15 protein-coding genes are annotated in these 16723 nt (G+C 48.9%); all 15 read right to left on the minus strand.

Going from position 1 to position 16723, the window contains the following annotated elements; genetic code table 11:
* Positions 1 to 24 precede the first annotated feature (24 nt).
* The 15 genes from HMPREF1091_RS04775 to HMPREF1091_RS04840 all read right to left on the minus strand — a co-directional run bounded on the left by HMPREF1091_RS04775 (position 25) and on the right by HMPREF1091_RS04840 (position 16721).
* Positions 25 to 456 carry a DUF1492 domain-containing protein gene (locus tag HMPREF1091_RS04775; RefSeq protein WP_002563702.1) on the minus strand — a complete coding sequence of 144 codons (432 nt, stop codon included), beginning with the start codon at positions 454 to 456 and terminating at the stop codon, positions 25 to 27.
* A gap of 72 nt (positions 457 to 528) precedes the next feature.
* Complete coding sequence (locus tag HMPREF1091_RS04780) at positions 529 to 1899, minus strand: SNF2-related protein (protein ID WP_002563703.1); 1371 nt, start codon at positions 1897 to 1899, stop codon at positions 529 to 531.
* A complete protein-coding gene (locus HMPREF1091_RS04785) occupies positions 1899 to 2183 on the minus strand; it encodes a PDDEXK family nuclease (protein ID WP_035424597.1) in 285 nt (94 codons plus the stop codon). The genes HMPREF1091_RS04780 and HMPREF1091_RS04785 overlap by 1 nt, the downstream gene beginning before the upstream one ends.
* A 129-nt stretch (positions 2184 to 2312) precedes the next feature.
* The gene (locus tag HMPREF1091_RS04790) at positions 2313 to 4559 is read right to left on the minus strand and encodes a phage/plasmid primase, P4 family (protein ID WP_002563704.1); all 2247 of its coding nucleotides are present in this window, start codon (positions 4557 to 4559) and stop codon (positions 2313 to 2315) included.
* Positions 4556 to 4957: a DUF7768 domain-containing protein gene (locus HMPREF1091_RS04795; RefSeq protein ID WP_002563705.1), complete on the minus strand. Its 402-nt coding sequence runs from the start codon at positions 4955 to 4957 to the stop codon at positions 4556 to 4558. Before HMPREF1091_RS04795 ends, HMPREF1091_RS04790 begins: the two co-directional genes overlap by 4 nt.
* The gene (locus tag HMPREF1091_RS04800) at positions 4957 to 5739 is read right to left on the minus strand and encodes a phage antirepressor KilAC domain-containing protein (protein WP_002563706.1); all 783 of its coding nucleotides are present in this window, start codon (positions 5737 to 5739) and stop codon (positions 4957 to 4959) included. The genes HMPREF1091_RS04795 and HMPREF1091_RS04800 overlap by 1 nt, the downstream gene beginning before the upstream one ends.
* Positions 5740 to 6024: 285 nt before the next feature.
* Positions 6025 to 7998, minus strand: coding sequence for a DNA polymerase (locus tag HMPREF1091_RS04805; protein WP_002563707.1), 1974 nt, complete (start codon positions 7996 to 7998; stop codon positions 6025 to 6027).
* A gap of 72 nt (positions 7999 to 8070) precedes the next feature.
* On the minus strand, positions 8071 to 8205 hold the full coding sequence (locus HMPREF1091_RS08520; RefSeq protein ID WP_002563708.1) for a hypothetical protein: 135 nt from the start codon (positions 8203 to 8205) through the stop codon (positions 8071 to 8073).
* 11 nt (positions 8206 to 8216) lie between these two features.
* Positions 8217 to 8780: a DUF2815 family protein gene (locus HMPREF1091_RS04810; protein WP_002563709.1), complete on the minus strand. Its 564-nt coding sequence runs from the start codon at positions 8778 to 8780 to the stop codon at positions 8217 to 8219.
* Positions 8781 to 9908 carry a DUF2800 domain-containing protein gene (locus HMPREF1091_RS04815; RefSeq protein ID WP_002563710.1) on the minus strand — a complete coding sequence of 376 codons (1128 nt, stop codon included), beginning with the start codon at positions 9906 to 9908 and terminating at the stop codon, positions 8781 to 8783.
* Complete coding sequence (locus HMPREF1091_RS04820; RefSeq protein ID WP_002563711.1) at positions 9898 to 10218, minus strand: hypothetical protein; 321 nt, start codon at positions 10216 to 10218, stop codon at positions 9898 to 9900. Before HMPREF1091_RS04820 ends, HMPREF1091_RS04815 begins: the two co-directional genes overlap by 11 nt.
* Before the next feature lie 196 nt (positions 10219 to 10414).
* Positions 10415 to 10921 (minus strand): sigma-70 family RNA polymerase sigma factor, encoded by a 507-nt coding sequence (locus HMPREF1091_RS08055; protein WP_002563712.1) that lies wholly within the window; start codon positions 10919 to 10921, stop codon positions 10415 to 10417.
* A 373-nt stretch (positions 10922 to 11294) separates the two neighbouring features.
* Entirely contained in the window at positions 11295 to 12863 is a 1569-nt protein-coding gene (locus tag HMPREF1091_RS04830; RefSeq protein ID WP_196792752.1) for an ImmA/IrrE family metallo-endopeptidase, read from the minus strand.
* A gap of 4 nt (positions 12864 to 12867) precedes the next feature.
* The gene (locus HMPREF1091_RS04835; RefSeq protein ID WP_002563714.1) at positions 12868 to 13605 is read right to left on the minus strand and encodes a M48 family metallopeptidase; all 738 of its coding nucleotides are present in this window, start codon (positions 13603 to 13605) and stop codon (positions 12868 to 12870) included.
* Complete coding sequence (locus HMPREF1091_RS04840) at positions 13602 to 16721, minus strand: type I restriction endonuclease subunit R (protein ID WP_002563715.1); 3120 nt, start codon at positions 16719 to 16721, stop codon at positions 13602 to 13604. Before HMPREF1091_RS04840 ends, HMPREF1091_RS04835 begins: the two co-directional genes overlap by 4 nt.
* Positions 16722 to 16723: the final 2 nt, after the last annotated feature.

Raw genomic sequence — 16723 nt, forward strand, 5'->3', positions numbered from 1 at the left:
AAGTCGGACATTTACGGCATCTTTTTATAAAACGATGGGCGTTTTAGGCATCTCCATATGAAGAAGCGCTCGTCCGTGCCAACGACGGATTGTTCGCTCGTCGGCGTGTAGTGCTGCTCCGATGGCTTCCCATGTCATTGCGTTGATATATCGATACTGCAAGACAAGCTGCTCATCAATATTCTTGACCGAGGCGATTGCGTCTTTGATCTGTTCCTTGAGATCGTAGAGCAGCGAGAGCTCATCGGCTATGCGCTGCTCAATCTCCCACGCTTTCTCAAGCACGCGGACGAAAGGCGCATCGGTCGAGCGTGTGGTCTGGATGGGATCTTCTTGGAAGCGAAGCGAGGAGACACTTTCTGCCGTCTCTCTTAGGTTTCTCACTTCTTCGATGTTGGCGTCGATACGCTTATCAAGCCTGTAGGCCTGACGCAGATATTCTTTTGGTGTAAGCATTTCATATTCCTCCGTGAAAACAAGTGATGGTTTCCCTCGGATTGACGGAGGTTGACTCTGATTGTCTTAGAATTACTTTGTTTGGCTTAAGGTTGCCTTGACCGCGTCGATCAAAACTTCTTGCGTTTTGTCTTTGTTTTTCAATACTTGAAGGATGCGCTCGTCGATGGTGTTCTTGCAGACGATGTGGCTGATCACGACCGTTTTTGCTGCTTGTCCTTGCCGCCAGAGGCGGGCATTGGTCTGGCTGTATTGCTCAAGACTCCACGGAAGCGAGAACCACACAAGCGTTGAGCCACCGGACTGCAAATTCAGTCCGTGTCCGGCAGATGCGGGGTGAATCAGCCCGACAGCAACTGTGCCTTCATTCCATGCTTTAACGGAGCCCGACTTATCCAGTTTCCGATAGTTGACCTTAAGGTGTTTTAACCGCTCCTCGATACGCGAGAGGTCGTGCTTGAAGTTATAGGCCACAAGAAGCGGCTTGCCGTTGGCTGCTTCCACCATGTCCTCTAAAGCGTCCAGCTTATGGCTATGGAGCTTTACAACTTTACCGTCATCGGCATAGATCGCGCCGTTTGCCATCTGCGTGAGTTTTCCGGTTAAGACTGCCGCATTAGCAGCTGTGATCTCGTCCTCTTTAACCGACAGCACCAGTTCCTTTTTGAGCTTCTCGTAGGCGTCGTACTCGGTCTCGCTCATCTCGACTTCCTGCGTCACACTCAGAAGCTCCGGCATCTTGAGGTAGTCGCCGGACTTCATGGAAATCGTGATATCTGAAATCACGTCGTAGATGGCACGCTCTGCATCCGGTTTCGGCTTGTAGGAGAAGATGACCTGCCCGTTACGCTTGTCGGGAAGGAAATACCTCTCCCTGTAGTGAGAGATGAACCTCCCGAGACGTTTTCCAAAGTCCAAGAGCTTGTATTCTGCCCAGAGATCCATGAGCCCGTTTACCGCAGGCGTACCTGTAAGTCCCGCGATACGTTTTATCTTGGGACGGACTTTCATGAGAGCCTTGAAGCGTTTGGTTTTATGGTTCTTAAAGCTTGAAAGTTCATCGACGACAACCGTATCAAAGAAAAACGGCAAACCGGATTCTTCAATGAGCCAGCTGATGTTCTCACGGTTGATGATGGTGATGTCTGCTCCTTGAAGCACAGCAGCCTTCCGTTCAGCCGGTGTGCCGACTGCCACGGCATAGGTCAGCATCGAGAGGTGATCCCATTTCTTGATTTCAGATGGCCATGTCTCCCTTGCGACACGAAGCGGGGCTATGACCAGCACGCTGTGTGCAAGGAAGTAGTCAAAGAGAAGATCCAGCATGGCTGTTAGGCTGATGACCGTCTTGCCTAAACCCATATCCAACAGGACGGCAGAAACATCGTGCTTCTCGATATATTGAATTGCATATTTCTGGTAGTCGTGGGCAATAAACTCCATCAGGCATCACCTCCGATCTGTTTAAGAGTTTTTGAAATCTGCTCTTTGTCGTCCAAGACGAAAACGTGAAAGCCTAAGTGCCGTAGTTTCCTATGCCTTGCCACCTGTAACGGTCGTGGCATTTTGCCGGGAGCTTTCACCTCGACAAAGCCGATATGTCCGTCAGGAAGAAGTACAAGCCGATCCGGCATTCCGGCAAAACCGGGACAGACAAGCTTTAAGCACAATCCGCCTTTGGTCTGAGTTTCTTTCACGAGTTTTTGTTCTATTGTTTTTTCTTGCATTTATCAGTACTTTCACCTTTCCTGTGACGGCCGGTGACGCCCTAAACCTAAACTCTTCTTAAGGGATTTTTTGACAGAAAAATCACCCTAAAGGGGGTTTATGTTTCAGGCGTCACAGAGCGTCACACATCAGTCTAAAAAGTCATTGACCAGCAGCTTGAAGCCCAGTATGAAACGGCCTTCACGGTTTTTTACTTTCTCAAACCCGCGCTGCTCCAAGGCAGCCGTGAACTCATTGTTGGTTCTGCGGAATTCACCGGTTCGCTCGCAAAAATCACGGTAGGCTTCATAGGTTTCTCCTGACGGAGCGTGCGCATGTGCATCGATCTCGCAGCACTCGTCTAAGAAGTGCGTCAACCAGTCGTTGTCGGAGCGATACCTTTTGATGGCTTCCTTGACGCAATCCGGCATGGGAAATTTGAAGTCAGCGGCGATGGCTTTCTTTGCGCCTTCCATAATCCACGTGAGCACGTAAGACGCTGCGTGATCGATGAGAAATTTCGAGTAGTTCTTGATGTCGCTTTTCGCATCGATGGTCGCCGTGAAGGGTATGACAATAAGGCGCCGCCAGATGCCGGTGTCCATTGCTCCCACTTTCGGCAGGTGGTTTGTATAGAGTACCAACGTATGCGAAGGCGTGAAATCCGCCGGATCTTTATACTTCTTTTCCGCCTTGATCTTGTCCGTGGAACAAAGCTGCTTGACCACGGAGGTGGAAAGGCGCATGCCTTCCTCAAGCTCCGCCGCAATGAGGAGCCGTTTCCCTTTGGCTTCAGCAAGCTCGGGCTTCACGTTGCGTCGGACGTTAGCCGTGAGCGTATCAGCTGAGATGGTTCCTGAGTAGCTCCCCAGCACCTCGGCGACCGTGTTCCAGAAGGTCGATTTGCCGTTTGAGCCTTCGCCGTAGGAGATGATGAGTGCTTCAAGCTCTACTTGACCGATGGCGGAAAGCCCTGCGATCATCTGCACGTAGTCGATGAGCTCCGTGTCCCCCGAAAAAGTTCGGTTCACGCAGTCCAGCCAGAGCTTCTTTCCTTCCTCGCCGGGAGAAACTGACGTGACCTTCGTGATGAGATCCGAAGGATTATGGTCACGTCTTCCCCGCGTTCCTTTGGCAAGGTCGTAGGTGCCGTCCGGGCAGTTTAGGAGTAACGGGTCTTTGTCCAGATCTTCATAGGCGACTTCCAGCATGGGCTTTGCCGCCTGCAAGGCGGAGGTCACATACTTCATGTCTCTCCGTTTCATGACGAAGTTGAAATACGATACGGCGGCAAGATGAGCGAGATATGCCTTGGTTTGATCTGCCTCGATCTTCTTTTCAAGCGTCTTTCCGCCGGAGCGGATATCCTCCTCATCGACGCCTGAGTCCAGCAATGCCTTCCTTGCCTTGCCCACCGAATCTTTTGCGTCCTCGAGCTGCAAATCCAGAAATTCTTCCATCGCACCGACCGCTTTTTGCTTGGATTCCACCCAGCTCGTCCCGTCGTAGCGTAGATAATCGGTGGCGGGCGTGAACTTTAGCTCGTTGCCATATTGGGATACGAGTGCTTTAGCCTGCCCAATGTCCGAATAGTCCGGAGGTTTTAACGCGCCGCTCTTGTAGTCCTCCGGTGCGACATAGCCCGGCTCTTTTTGCACCTTGTGAAAGAAACGGCAAGCAGAGTGCCAGATGCTGCGCAACTCCGCCTTCTCAAGCGGCGGATCGCATTTATCCGCTTCTTCAAGAAAGATGGCCTTTGAACGGTCGGTGATGCCGTAGCGCTTAAGCACCCGTCCGGCAAAACGGGACAGCGTCGCGTTGCGGCTGCCCTCCGGAATCGTGCCAAACTGAGCCATGTTCTTGTCGAAGTCTTCGCCGTCCAGATACTCCGTCAAAGTCATCTTGCTTTCGTGGATTTCCACATCAGGGTCTTTCGTGCCGAAGAAGAAACGCGCAGCATCGAGTGCCTTTGTGTCGAAATATGGGAACAGCAAGGAAATCTGCTGCTTTAGTTCTGCATAGACCTTTGCGTCCGTGACTTCTTCGATGGGAAAAAGGACATGGAACTTTGGTCTCGCAGCCTTGCCTGCCTTCGAGATCATGTTATGGCGGCTAAAGTGAATTGCAAAAGAGACGCCGGGAAAGGCGCTCTCAATATCAGAGGATGCGATCCAGTCCGAGGGGTTTTCCGAGTGGTCGTTATCGCACTCCACCGGAAGACAATCCGCATACAGAAAGTTATCGTTTGAGCGGTAGTCGCTCTTGTAGGCGGCGCAAACATAATCCTTCGATACGGCGGCTTTGAGGCTTCCCTCATCGGTGACTGTCACTTTATGTGGATAGGAGCAGTTTGAGGGGACGCCGATCACATCGGCCGTATAAACCGTCATCTTCATGCATGCACCTCCTTTAAATCTTCCGTGAAATAGCGGATGTTTCGCTTGTGCCGTCTGGCATAGGCGATCTCTTTGGCCATGCCCATGCTCTGTTCTCCGAAAGCCCAAAGCTCGACGCATTTGTCGATTAAGACCAGTCCAAATTGCAAGGCCAACTCTCGCTCGGTTTTCTCGTCCATGAGCTGGGGGTATAGGAGGTGCGGCACCATTGGAATAAAGCCGCAGTCAATAGCGAAGCGGGCGTAACGCTTGGCGGCTTCGGTGTTTTTATCGACATCTCCCGTATATGCCGATGCAATGTAGACGAGCGGCATGTATTGAAATTTCTTTGGCTTATAGATCGCCTCGTAGGCGGTCGGATCAGCGTAGCCTTCGCTGTTGTTATACAGATTTTCCATTAGCGCACCTCCTGTTCAATCTGGGGATAGATGCCTCGGTCTTTGAGGGTTTCGTAGATGAACAGGCGGCCTTTTTGCGTCCACTTGGTATGAACGGCTGTATGCTCTCTGCCTTCCTTATCCTCATAAATCGTGGTGTTGGTTTTGGTGTATCCGCACTCAGCGAAGGGCTGGTATAAAAGCCAGATATTTCCTTGCTTGAACTGAATCCCCAGCTCATGTAGGAGCTTGTTCATGCGTTTGGCACTCATGCCGTAGTCTTTGGCAATCACCGAGATATTGACTGCGTCCTTGCATTTGAGGACGATGTCGCAATAGGTAGCCTTCGGCTGAAGCTCCGCAATCTGCTGCTTCTGGATCGCGGTCGTGACTTTAAGCGTCTTTGTTTTCTCCCGTTCCGCCTTTAGTTCCAATAAAGCTTCAATCAGCATGTCGGGATCTGCCAGCAGCTCCTTCGTAGCGTATACGCCATGCTTTCGGATAGCTGGTAGGACTTCTGCGGTTACCCAGCGTTTGAACTTTTTCGCCTTTGGCATGTGGCTTGAGAGGATGAGGCTGTAGAGACCGGATTCGTTTATGAGTAGTCCCATTGTTCCGTTAACGGTGAACGATTCATTCACCGTCCGATCTTCCTCGTCCACGTGATCGCGGATTGCCTTTTGAGGATTCGAATAGCAGAGGACTTCCGCTACATCCTTTCCGACAAAATATGGCACGCCGTCGATGGTGGTTGTTCGGATGCTCCCGAACTCACTGTTTTGAAATACTTGTAGATTGGTCATATCAAACCTCCGTTTATTTACTCGGAGGGAGCACGATTGCTCTCCTCAAACCTCTCTGGATGTGAGAAGGCAAAACGGACGGATTTTTTGAAAAATATTTTTTATCGCTGTCCAAAGTCGGGCAGTCACTGCTGATAACTCATGAATAAAGAGACCTTGAAACGCATGTTGCTTACACACCGAAAAATCAGAAGATCATCCGTGCAAAAACAACAAAGGGAGTAACGAATCGTTACCCCCCTTGAAAGAGCTGAATTTAGATTTGAGCCGAGTCCAAATCTGGGCTCAGTCTTTCTTGTAAAACGCACACTCATAACCATCTGCTTTAAGAGGAAGACCTTCTGCCCAAGGCGGCGTGAGGCTCATCTGCTCACAGACGGCATCAAGGGACATCCGAGGGTTGGCTTCAATCACGACTTCATCGTGGATATGCATCACGATGGAGCAATTGCGGAGCGTCCGCATGGCATAAGCCAAAATATCACGGGCGGTTGCCTGCACAATGTTTTCCACGAACTTTGGACCGTAGGAATCGATGCGAGACCATTTCTTTCCTGTGGTGATGCCCTCATAGGTGACACAGGGAGAGCCGAAGCGATTCTCCCCCATCTTCGGCTTCACATAGGCAAGGTTTCTGCCTGATGGCAGCGTGATAAAAAGCATGCCGTGCTTGCAGGTAAAGGTAAGCCCGTGCGTCTTGGTGGTTTTCTTATGTCTTACGGCTTCAAGAACAGCTTTATCCACGTCCCACCAGAATTTGACGATGTTCGGATTGGCAGAGCGCCATGCATCGACCAGAGGCTTGAGTTCTGCTTCGCTCAGCCCCATCTCGAGTGCGCCCATTGCTTTTAGCGCTCCGACTGAGCCGCCGTATCCACAGGCTAAAACAGCGATCTTTCCTTTTTGACGAAGTTCTCCGTTGATACCGTGTTTAACGACAGGGACACAGAACATTCGGGATGCCGTTTCGCAGTAGAGGTCTTTACCGGATACAAAGGCATTGAGGGTATCCTGTTGTCCTGCGTACCAGGCAATGACACGAGCTTCAATGGCGGAGTAGTCGGCGACGATGAATTTGCAGCCGTCTTGCGGAATGAAAGCAGTACGCACGAGCTGAGATAAGGTGTCCGGCACGTCGTCATAAAGGAGTTTCATAGCATCAAAGTCTTCTGATTTCACGAGTGCTCTGGCAGCATCCAGGTCAGGCAGGTGATTTCTGGGGAGGTTTTGCATCTGAACGAGTCTTCCTGCCCAGCGTCCGGTGCGATTGGCACCGTAAAACTGAAACATGCCTCGCACTCGTCCGTCTTTGCAGGCTGCGTTTTGCATTGCCTGATATTTCTTCACAGACGATTTTGCAAGCCGGCTACGAAGTACGAGTGCATCTCGGAGTTTTGGCGGAGCTGTTTGGATCAGCTCTGCCACTTGCTTTTTGCCGAGAGACTCTGTGGGCATGCCGTTTTCGGCAAGCCAGTCCTTCATCTGTGCCACAGAGTTGGGGTTCTCCAGATTTGTGATGTTCTTCATTTTAGTGATGAGTTCATTCTTGGAGCGCCTGTCCATCTCCACGGCGACATCGGCCAGTGCAAGGTCGACTTTCACGCCTCGGTCATTGATCTCTTGGTCAACAGCATATTCGTCCCAGAGAAAGTCAGGCATCTTATAGTTTTTGAGCCTATCTTTAATGGCAAGCTCTACTTCTACGTCACGTCTGTTATAAGCCTTGAAGGTTTCCCACTTATCAAGTGCTTCGGATGGAAGGTGTCGTTTTCCTGTTTGCTTATCCGGCACACAGAAATAGCGGATGAGGTCTTTACCTTCCTTGAGCTTCTGATCGGAAAGGTTCAGGACTTTGCCCACTCCTGCAAGGGAAAGTGGAAGCCCCAAGGTTGCTGCCCAAACCATCGAGCAGTGCCAAGAAGAAGGATTCAAGAACCTGGCCATTTCGGTTGAGAGCGAATGGCGGTCATAGAATGAATCAAGACTTATGCCGAGATCGGATAGATAGCGTGATAAACAGACTCTCTCGAAATTTGCATTGTATGCCCACTTGATGATGTCATCGTCGGTCAAAGCATCAAGGATATCTACAGGAATTTCATCGCCCTGCGCAAGGTCAATGACCTGAGGCTCACCGCCGTCAACAGAGTAGCCAAAAAGCAGAATCTCAAAATCCGGCGATTCGGCATATCTATATACGCCTGCTTTGGAGAGGTCAACGGACGAAAAAGTCTCTAAGTCCAGTGACAAAGTTTGCATAATTTTCACCTCCTCAAATAGGCAGAGAGACAGACTTCTGTCTCTGTCTGCCTCTCTGCGTCATTTTTGGTTTTACTGAACGTCGTTCTTTTTCTTCTCACGCTTCTCGAGTCTTGCGATAAGCACATTGGCAAAAGCAGCTCCGAAGGTAAATCCGACCGCCAGTGCGATGACGAGCTGAGACATGAAATCAAGTAGATAAGTCATGACACACCTCCTTAGCTCAAGAAATCGTCGTCATCGTCGGCTGCAAAGTCCTCAGCTGCTGAGGTGTGACCGCCCAGAGGCTCGCCATCACGAATCTTCTGCAGGTTGTTGAGTCCGCAGGCGATTCCTCGATTGCCGTTACTATTGAATGCGTAGAAGTTGATAGACGCACGACCGTACACACCGGAATAGACCTCGGAGCTGTCAATGATCTCGTTTCGATCGCTATCTACAATGCCAGGCCTTGAGGTGGAGTTGGCATTCAGGAAGTAGCTGTTCGCATAGGCTTCGTCGTCCGGACGTTCCACGTCTCCGTCACGAAGTGGCGTTTTGATTGCAGAAAGCGCCGGCACGGAGCGACCGTTGCCCTTGAGCTTGGCTTCGCCTTCCTTGTAGGCGGCTTCGATTGCAACCTTGATCTTGTTTAACGTGACTGTGTCGGATTTCGGAATAATGAGTGACACGCTGTATTTCGGCTTGCCTCCGTTGATTGATTTTGGCTGCCACACATTTGCGTAACTCCAGCGTGTATCAGGACCGGTTATAACTTTCATTGGGTTCTTATAGGTTGACATTTAAATTTCCTCCTTAAAATCGTCTTTTGCTGTATGAATAGCCGGGCGTTTATCCGACTCCGGCACGAGTGTTGGTTTGCCTTGCGGCTTTTCGATAAGCCCTTCGAGCAGTTCGTCAAAGCGTTTCTTGCCCATGAGCTTTTGCATCGCGGTGATGCCGAGCAGCTTCTTCTCGAATGGATCGAAGCCCGCGTCTTGGACTTTCTCTGCAACGGCATCGGCACTCACGTACTTTCGATTGCTGCGACCTTCGACGAGCTTGTAGCCGTGCCACGTTTTGCCGGATAAGGCTTTCGTCAGCGCATAGGCTTGGATGTCTTCTGCCCAAGCGGTCAGCTCGTCAAGAACAGGTAAGATGGCTTCGATTTCTGCATCGGTTAAGGTCGGCGGTAGCGCGAAGTCATACTTTGCCAGGGCAAGATTGGCTTCGGCTCGGGCACGACAGTCGTTCCTTGCTTTGCAGAAGCGACAATGCTCACCGGCTTTGAAGTCTCCTTCACCTTTTGAGGCAAGAGCCGCCTTTGGCTTCAGCGTGTTCTCCGCCCAGTCAAGCAGATCGGATACGGGTAGCTCATAGGTTGAAACGTTGTCGCGCCTCGGCTGGAAGATCGTCATCGTGATCGTCTCGATGTCATAGAGTGCGGAGAACATTTCGAGTGCGCCGAGGGCATAGCACATCATCTGAGGATTGCGCTTAGCCTCAACGAGGACACCTTGTCCGTATTTAAGGTCGATGACCGCCAAGGCTTTGTCTGAGACGATTAAACAGTCTGCCGTGCCAAAGCCTTCCGGCACCCAGCGAGAGAAGTCCACTCGCTGTTCCGCGAGCACAACCGGATCAGGCGTTTCCTTCTTCGCAGCCTCAACATGCTCTGCCACATAGGCAGCGTAGCTATCCGTCGCTTCGTCCATCTCTTCGTTAAAGTAGTCAAGGTTCTCCGTCGGATCGGCAGCATCTTTTCCCAGCGCCTTCAGCACCTTATATTCGGCAAGACTATGCGCATCCGTGCCTTCTTTTGCGTAATCCGAAGATGTGTCCTCGTACTTTGCCGAAAGCAATGCGGAAGGCGGGCAGGCAAGCCAGCGCTGGGCGCTTGATGCTGAGAGAAGTGCATGCTTAGTCGACATGGAGCACCTCCGCGTCATGAAGCAGGGCTTCATAGTTTTTTGGATCAACCTTGGAAAGCCTGTCTGCCCCATACTTTTCGATGAGTGCTCTGACTTCTGCGGTATGTCCTATGCGGGAGATGTCTGCCAGCACAGCTCGCACATCTTCGAGCTTCAGCTCCTGCTTCTTAGGTGCCTCTTCTTTAACGGGTTCTTCATGAGGTGTTTCCGTCCCATACATTTGTGCCAGTTCTGTTGCGAGTCCGTTCAAGTAGTCGCTACAAGCATGTAGGTCGTCTATAACAGACTTCATTTTCTTCATCTGTCCCATAGGGATTGTCTCCTTTCTGCAATAGTCGTCTGGTTAGGTCTTTGGTGATAACGGATATGGCGCAGAGCACTTCGATAAGCTCTGCCTTGCTTACGCTCGGCGATTTGTTCTTCATGGTCTTCTCCTCCTTTCCGAGGGCTTTGCCGTCTCCCTCCAAACCTCTCTGGATGTGAGACGGCAAAACGGACGGATTTTTTTAAAGAAAATCTTCGAGATCGGAAAATTCGCGAGCGAGGCGAGCTAAGAGCTTTGTTTTCCTGTCACGATAGGTGGATGCGGGTATTCCCAAAATCTTCGCCATCTGGCGTTTTGGTTTGCCTTGCTCGAGACCTTCGATGATCTTCAGTTCTTCATCAGAGCAGCGCTCTTTGATTGATTCGATGCTTTCTTTCAGAACTTTCTCGGCAAGAACTGCCTCGGGCGAGGGGGCCGTGTCCGGCAAAACGTCTGATAGAGTCAGCCCCTCGGTTCCCGGTATTGGAGCATCAATGGAATCGAAGATCCCGTTTCTGTGATACGGACATCCGACGCAGTCGGTATCACATAGATTGAATCGCTCACGCGGGCAGACGCATTCATGGCGTCCCTGCATGCGATGGCGAAGATTGTCCCGCTCTTTTTCGAGAAATTTTTTAACATCGGGTGTGACTTCGATAAATCCGCAGTCACGGTAATAGATCAGATTGTCATAATTCTTAGCCATAATTTTTCCTCCGTTGGTTGACTGGCCCGAACGGAGGAAAGCGACCTAAAAATGAGCGCAAGAAAGCAATCACAGGTCTTCGGATTTCTCCGAACGGACGTGTGACCGCACTGCTCATCGTTTGGTCAGAGTTATTTACTTGTTCAATGGAAGATGTGAGCCACTGCTGATCAGACGGTGCATCTTGCCATTGAAAGATCAAGATTCATGCAAAATTTCTTGATCTCATCCTTAGAATCTCATGTAATAAAAAAAGGTGTATGACTTGAAAAGTCAGGATAAAAAGCCTTGTAAATAAAGGTTTTCGGGAAAAATGGCATAAAAAAAAGCCCATTTTCAGGGCTCTGTATGACTCAGTGAGTCAGATTATTTTTTAGGATCTCGATTTTGTTTTGAGAGAGGTGATTCCGGCAGCCTGCAAAAGATTATTAAAATCGTCGATGCTTAAATTGGGATATCGCTGCAGAATTCTTATGTACACACTGTCAGGTGGCTGATAGGGATTTAGTGCGAATCCCGCCTTCTCCATCAACGTGCTTGTGACAAGATAGCTCAAGGATAGACCGACGCAAATTGCGAGTAGGGTCTCCTTTTTCATATTGTTTTGTCGATTGTTTTTGATTTTTGTGTATAGCTCCTGGTACAAGTTCGTTTTTCTGAGAAATAGCGAAGATGTCCATTCCTTTTGATTCATAATTGACCTTAAGGCATTACATAAGGTTAGGGTTGGATCAGAAATAAGTTTTATAAGCTGACAATCATTATCGGTATCTGCAAGAATCTCGTTGATTGCATTGTGATAGGCCTTTTCATCACCCGATTCAATTTTGGAGCGTTCTTGATATTTTGGATCAAAAACTTTAATGCGTTTATTTGTCCCGATAGACGAGAGTAGGTAACTTGTTCCTGTTAAGTCTTTTTGAAGTCCGCCGTAATCTTTGACGGTGACGTCTTGTATGAGCAGGACGCATTTTTCCAGATTCTTTTTGGCATAAGCATTGAGTCGAAGCATTCCGGAGGCATCTCTTCGCAGATATTTTGTGCTGTTGCGAATGAAATATCCGTCGACGAATACGTAATCCTCCGACTTTATCCAGGCAGCAATTTGTGGATGGTTAAGCAGGAGTAACAGTGCTTCTTCTTCGGAAAGCTTGGCGAATTCTCTATTATCTGACAGCAGGGTTGTCGAATAAACGTCCTCAAAGTCAGCGTAGTCTTCGATCTGTTTCTGTAGGCCTACTTCGAGCAAGCGATATTTAACGGCGGAACGTGAAGCGATAAAGAATTCGCTGAGGGCATCGATCAGGCTGTCGCATGAGCCGATGTCGTTTTCCTCATCTTCAATAAGCTCCATTGCTTTTAATTTGAATGTGTGCAGGGGCATGAGCACTCGTGGTGCCAGTCTGTGACATTGCCATTCGAGCCATTTGACTTCATTGTCTTTTCGTTGCGCAGATGATGGAGTAAGGAAAGTTTCCGATTGTCTGCCTAAGATCGGTGTGAATTCTTCTCCGTCCCCAGATTCCCGTAATGCTTTAATGTCAAAGTATTTTTTGTCTTTTTCCCAGTGCAGGGCTTCATGCATCAGAGTGTTTCTTTTTGCCCCCTCACCATAGATCAGGCCGTAATCCGGATCAATCAAGATGGTGCCTTCAGGGTAGAAGTTTTCTTCATAGGTATAGGTATCCGGGTTATAGATCTCAACGGTTCCATCTAAAAGAAGGCAACAGCCGAACACATCCAGCGTGGGAGAAAGTTTTGCCTCAACAACTGTGAGATTTTCATTCTGCAGGATTTTTTCAACCGGTAGCGGCATAGGGGTTATTAAAGCTTCCAGACAGTGCTTACTCAAGTATTTCGTCGCATACTCTTCCAGCCTATTTTTACCGAGGATAAGAGCCCCAGTTTTCTTGTTGACATCATAGACATCGCTTGTGTTCAACTTTTTACTCCTCATTTTCGGCTTCCTCAGCGTCTATATAATCCAGCGGCAGCTCTTCAAGCAGTTTCTTAGCGTCCCGCCAGGTCGGATAGAACTGCTCCACTAAAGCATGAAAACGATGCGTATGATTTCTTTCAAGCAAATGCACCAACTCATGGGTGACGACATACTCCAAGCACTCCGGTGCTTTTTTGACCAGTTGAAGATTGATCCAGATGCGACGTTCAGAAATGTTACAGGTGCCCCATTTGGTTTTCATGTTTTTAACACGGTATTCATCGGCGTGTAACGACATGCGCTGTTCGCAGCGTTTGGTGACGGCAGGTAAAGCTCTTTTAATCTCTTTCCTGTACCATTCCGTCATTAGTTTTTCCCGCTGATCCTCCGTTGCATCTTCAGGTACAGTCATCACGATCTTTTTTGGCATCTTTGCGATGCTGCGCTTTGTGCCGTCATGAACCACCTGCAGGCGATACGGTTTGCCCCATAGATAATGGGCTTCACCGGACACATAGCGTCGTTTGCTTTGCCGATTTTGTGTGAGCATTTTCTCGCGAGTTTTTGTGATTGAGGGCATTTTTTTTAACACAAATTGCGTGATATCTTCCGTTGACAGGGAGGCAGGCGCACTGACACCGACCTCGCCGTCGGGCGGATAAATCCGTATATAGAGGTTTTTGAGGTTCCTCTTTCTTGTAATGGTGATAGAAATTTTTCCTATCTCAAGTATTTCCTTTTTCATAAAGCATATTCGTCCTGTTTCTTCACGAGGTCGAAGATGCGTTCTGTCGCCTCGTCTATCTTGTTTTCGTCATATCCATATGCCCTCAAAAGCTGATTAATAGCAAGTTCTATTTTGCGTTGTTTTTGCAAGTTGCTGCGCCAATCAGGCTGACGTGCTCGAAGAATCGCTCCGTCAAGGGCAACACTTAAATCAGTATCTCCATCCATCAGGTCGTAAAGAGCCCTCCTGGCTTCACTGTCGCGAATCGCCTCAGGGTATTCTTCACTTTCCTCCGGATGCAAAATCGACTTTGCCAGCTCCACTACCTGACGCAAATACTCCTCATAAGTGATGGCTTCGATCTTCCTGGCGTCAATTACTTTTTTGAGCATCTCCGAGAGCTTACCGTAATGTATTTCATTGGTGGACATCTTTCGTACGATCTCATGGGTCAGGTTGTTCTCGATCGTTTCCGCCTTGGCTTCGTTACTGCCCGGCAGACCATCAATAATTTGTTCGATTGGTGTTGTCGTTGTTTTATCCAAAAGCAACTGCACTAATGGAATATCGTCAAGAGAGCTAACGACCTTGCTGTCTTCGGCACGGACATAGTTATCCAAAATGAAACGCATGTCCTCTTCATAAGGTTTTAGATCAATAAAGTCCGCACTAGCCAGTTTGATCATGTCTTTCAGGCGGTTGTAATTCAAAATAGTGGAGCGTAGCTTTTGCACATCATCATGGGTGTAGTCAAAGTGACTCTCTAAACGGTCACAGCACTCGCCAAAAGAGCGAGTCAGGCTGGCAGTTAAGCTATAGAGGGTGTCACGCTTAGCGGCGTTCTCATCAGTCTGAGCATCATCATCGGAATCCCCGCAGAAAAACTGAATATATTCTGCGTCTTCTTCCGGTTCATCAACGGGAGAGAGCAGGTCGTCCAAAGAGTGAAGTGCGCCCACCATTTCCGCTTTAGCTTCGTTATAACGGTTCTTAATCAAACCGTCCACATCTTCCTTGGCGTAGTCATCAAAAGCACCGGACGTGTATTCGTCAATAACCAGTTGCACGGAACGAAACAGGTCTTTGTAATCCACAATAAAGCCGTAGTCTTTACTGTCATCGTCCGGTCTATTTACACGGCAAATCGCTTGGAACAGATCATGGTCACGCATAGATTTGTCAATATAAAGATAGGTGGCGCTCGGCGCATCAAAACCGGTCAGAAGTCTATCCACTACAATGAGGAGTTTCATCTTAGCCGGTTCTTTTTTGAACTCTTCCTTGACGCGAGTTTCAAAATCTTGAATAGATTCTCCGCCCAGCATCCGGCGATAAACGCTTTCTTTGTATTCAGCCTCACCGGGTTCATCTAAATCGCTTGTTGCCGTGCGCACATTAGAATCCGAAGGAACATAAGAGGTGACGATCGCGCACTTATTAAAACCGCTCGAAGTAAACAGATCATAATAACGGCAAGCCTCATAAATACTTCCGGCCACCAACATAGCCGTCCCACGATCCTGTTTCAAGCGGGGTAAATTCACCATATCTGCCATAATGTCAGCAACGATCCTTTGCAGGCGATCCTTTGAACTGTACAGCTTTGACAGGGTTGCCCAGCTGCGCTTGAGTTGGGCTTTCCCGCATTCCGTTAATCCCGCAGTCTTAGCCTCAAACCACTGATCAGTTTTTTCCGCACTCGATAAATATTGATCAACGTCTCTAGCCTCATAACGCAGATCCAAGATAACGCCATCACGCACGCCCTCATCAAACTTATAGGTATGAATATATGGACCGAAAACCTCCAAACTTGTCTTCTTATCCTTCTGCAACAGTGGTGTCCCGGTAAAACCGATGATCGTCGCATCCGGCATCAGCAACCGCACTGCTTCATGGAGCTTGCCGGAATTCGTCCGATGACACTCATCGATAAACGCCACAATATGACCTTTAGCTTTATAGTCAGCAGGCAGATTGTCCAGCAGCTGCTTGCGATACAGCTCTATATCCGAATCCTTGCCGGCGTTATAGCCATACTTATGAATTAGGGAACATATAATGCTGTCCTCATTCTTGTTTAGAAGGTCACGCAAATCCGCGCCACTCTTCGCACGTGTGATTGTTTCGCCCACGTCAAAAAAGAGATCTTTGATCTGCTCGTCCAGCTCCTCACGATCCGTGATGATCACGACGCGACTGTTGTCAATATTTTCAATAATCCACTTGGTCAGCCAAACCATGATGAGGGACTTGCCGGATCCCTGAGTATTCCAGATAATCCCGCCCTCATTATTTTGAATGTACTTTCTGGCGGCAACATTAGCGAAGAACTGATTGTGGCGGGCAGTCTTTTTCCTGCCGGCATCAAAAATCATGAAATTCTCGACCATTTCCAGAAAGCGCTCTTTTTGGCATAAAGAAATCACGCCGGCACGCAGCTTGTTCTTATCACTACCAATCAGCTCTCGAATTTTCAGAGAAAGAGGATTGGACGCTTTTTCGTCCTCACTCCACTGCAGATAGAACTTTTCCGGCGTCTCAATCACACCATAAAACAAACCTTCCGATTCATTTCCCGCAAAAAGCAGCTGCTCGGTAGAAAAGAAACCGGGAATGTTCTCGGACTTCTGATTGGTTAAAAGCTGACGGATTCCTTCACCCGCACTCACCGAGGAGCGTTTCAGCTCAAACATGCCCAAGGCGATCCCGTTCACATAGATCACGACATCCGGACGCTTATTTCGTTCTTCCACGTTACGAGGCACCGTCACTTCTTCGGCGACAGCGAAATCATTCGCCTCCGGATCATCCCAGTTAATGTAATGAACCGTCACGTTTTTCGAGTTCGGAGTCTCCTTCGGTTTGTCCCCGTAGCGAAGCAGGGAATACATCTCTTTATTCAGTGCATAAAGACCCATGCTCTGATTCTTACTTAAGGTCACCATCCGCTGGATAGCACGCTTAATCAAAGCATCCGAATAACCTGCCTTTTCCAAATGTGCGCGCAGCAAGTCAGGCTTCACCGGGTCATTGTATTCATCATGAAGATTGCCCAGATACCGATAACCCAGCTCGTTTACAAGCCAAGACTTCAACAGCTTCTTTTGGGTTTCATATTCTCTACTGACCATAG

Source organism: Atopobium minutum 10063974 (assembly GCF_000364325.1).
In the GTDB taxonomy this organism is placed as follows: Bacteria; Actinomycetota; Coriobacteriia; order Coriobacteriales; family Atopobiaceae; genus Atopobium; species Atopobium minutum.

Coding starts and splice junctions, on each gene's coding strand:
- HMPREF1091_RS04790 (WP_002563704.1), bottom strand. CDS start 4,559: ATGAAGATGACGGTTTATACGGCCGATGTGATCGGCGTCCCCTCAAAC.
- HMPREF1091_RS04795 (WP_002563705.1), bottom strand. CDS start 4,957: ATGGAAAATCTGTATAACAACAGCGAAGGCTACGCTGATCCGACCGCC.
- HMPREF1091_RS04810 (WP_002563709.1), bottom strand. CDS start 8,780: ATGTCAACCTATAAGAACCCAATGAAAGTTATAACCGGTCCTGATACA.
- HMPREF1091_RS04780 (WP_002563703.1), bottom strand. CDS start 1,899: ATGGAGTTTATTGCCCACGACTACCAGAAATATGCAATTCAATATATC.
- HMPREF1091_RS04820 (WP_002563711.1), bottom strand. CDS start 10,218: ATGGGACAGATGAAGAAAATGAAGTCTGTTATAGACGACCTACATGCT.
- HMPREF1091_RS04775 (WP_002563702.1), bottom strand. CDS start 456: ATGCTTACACCAAAAGAATATCTGCGTCAGGCCTACAGGCTTGATAAG.
- HMPREF1091_RS08055 (WP_002563712.1), bottom strand. CDS start 10,921: ATGGCTAAGAATTATGACAATCTGATCTATTACCGTGACTGCGGATTT.
- HMPREF1091_RS04785 (WP_035424597.1), bottom strand. CDS start 2,183: ATGCAAGAAAAAACAATAGAACAAAAACTCGTGAAAGAAACTCAGACC.
- HMPREF1091_RS04835 (WP_002563714.1), bottom strand. CDS start 13,605: ATGAAAAAGGAAATACTTGAGATAGGAAAAATTTCTATCACCATTACA.
- HMPREF1091_RS08520 (WP_002563708.1), bottom strand. CDS start 8,205: ATGACTTATCTACTTGATTTCATGTCTCAGCTCGTCATCGCACTGGCG.
- HMPREF1091_RS04805 (WP_002563707.1), bottom strand. CDS start 7,998: ATGCAAACTTTGTCACTGGACTTAGAGACTTTTTCGTCCGTTGACCTC.
- HMPREF1091_RS04840 (WP_002563715.1), bottom strand. CDS start 16,721: ATGGTCAGTAGAGAATATGAAACCCAAAAGAAGCTGTTGAAGTCTTGG.
- HMPREF1091_RS04815 (WP_002563710.1), bottom strand. CDS start 9,908: ATGTCGACTAAGCATGCACTTCTCTCAGCATCAAGCGCCCAGCGCTGG.
- HMPREF1091_RS04800 (WP_002563706.1), bottom strand. CDS start 5,739: ATGACCAATCTACAAGTATTTCAAAACAGTGAGTTCGGGAGCATCCGA.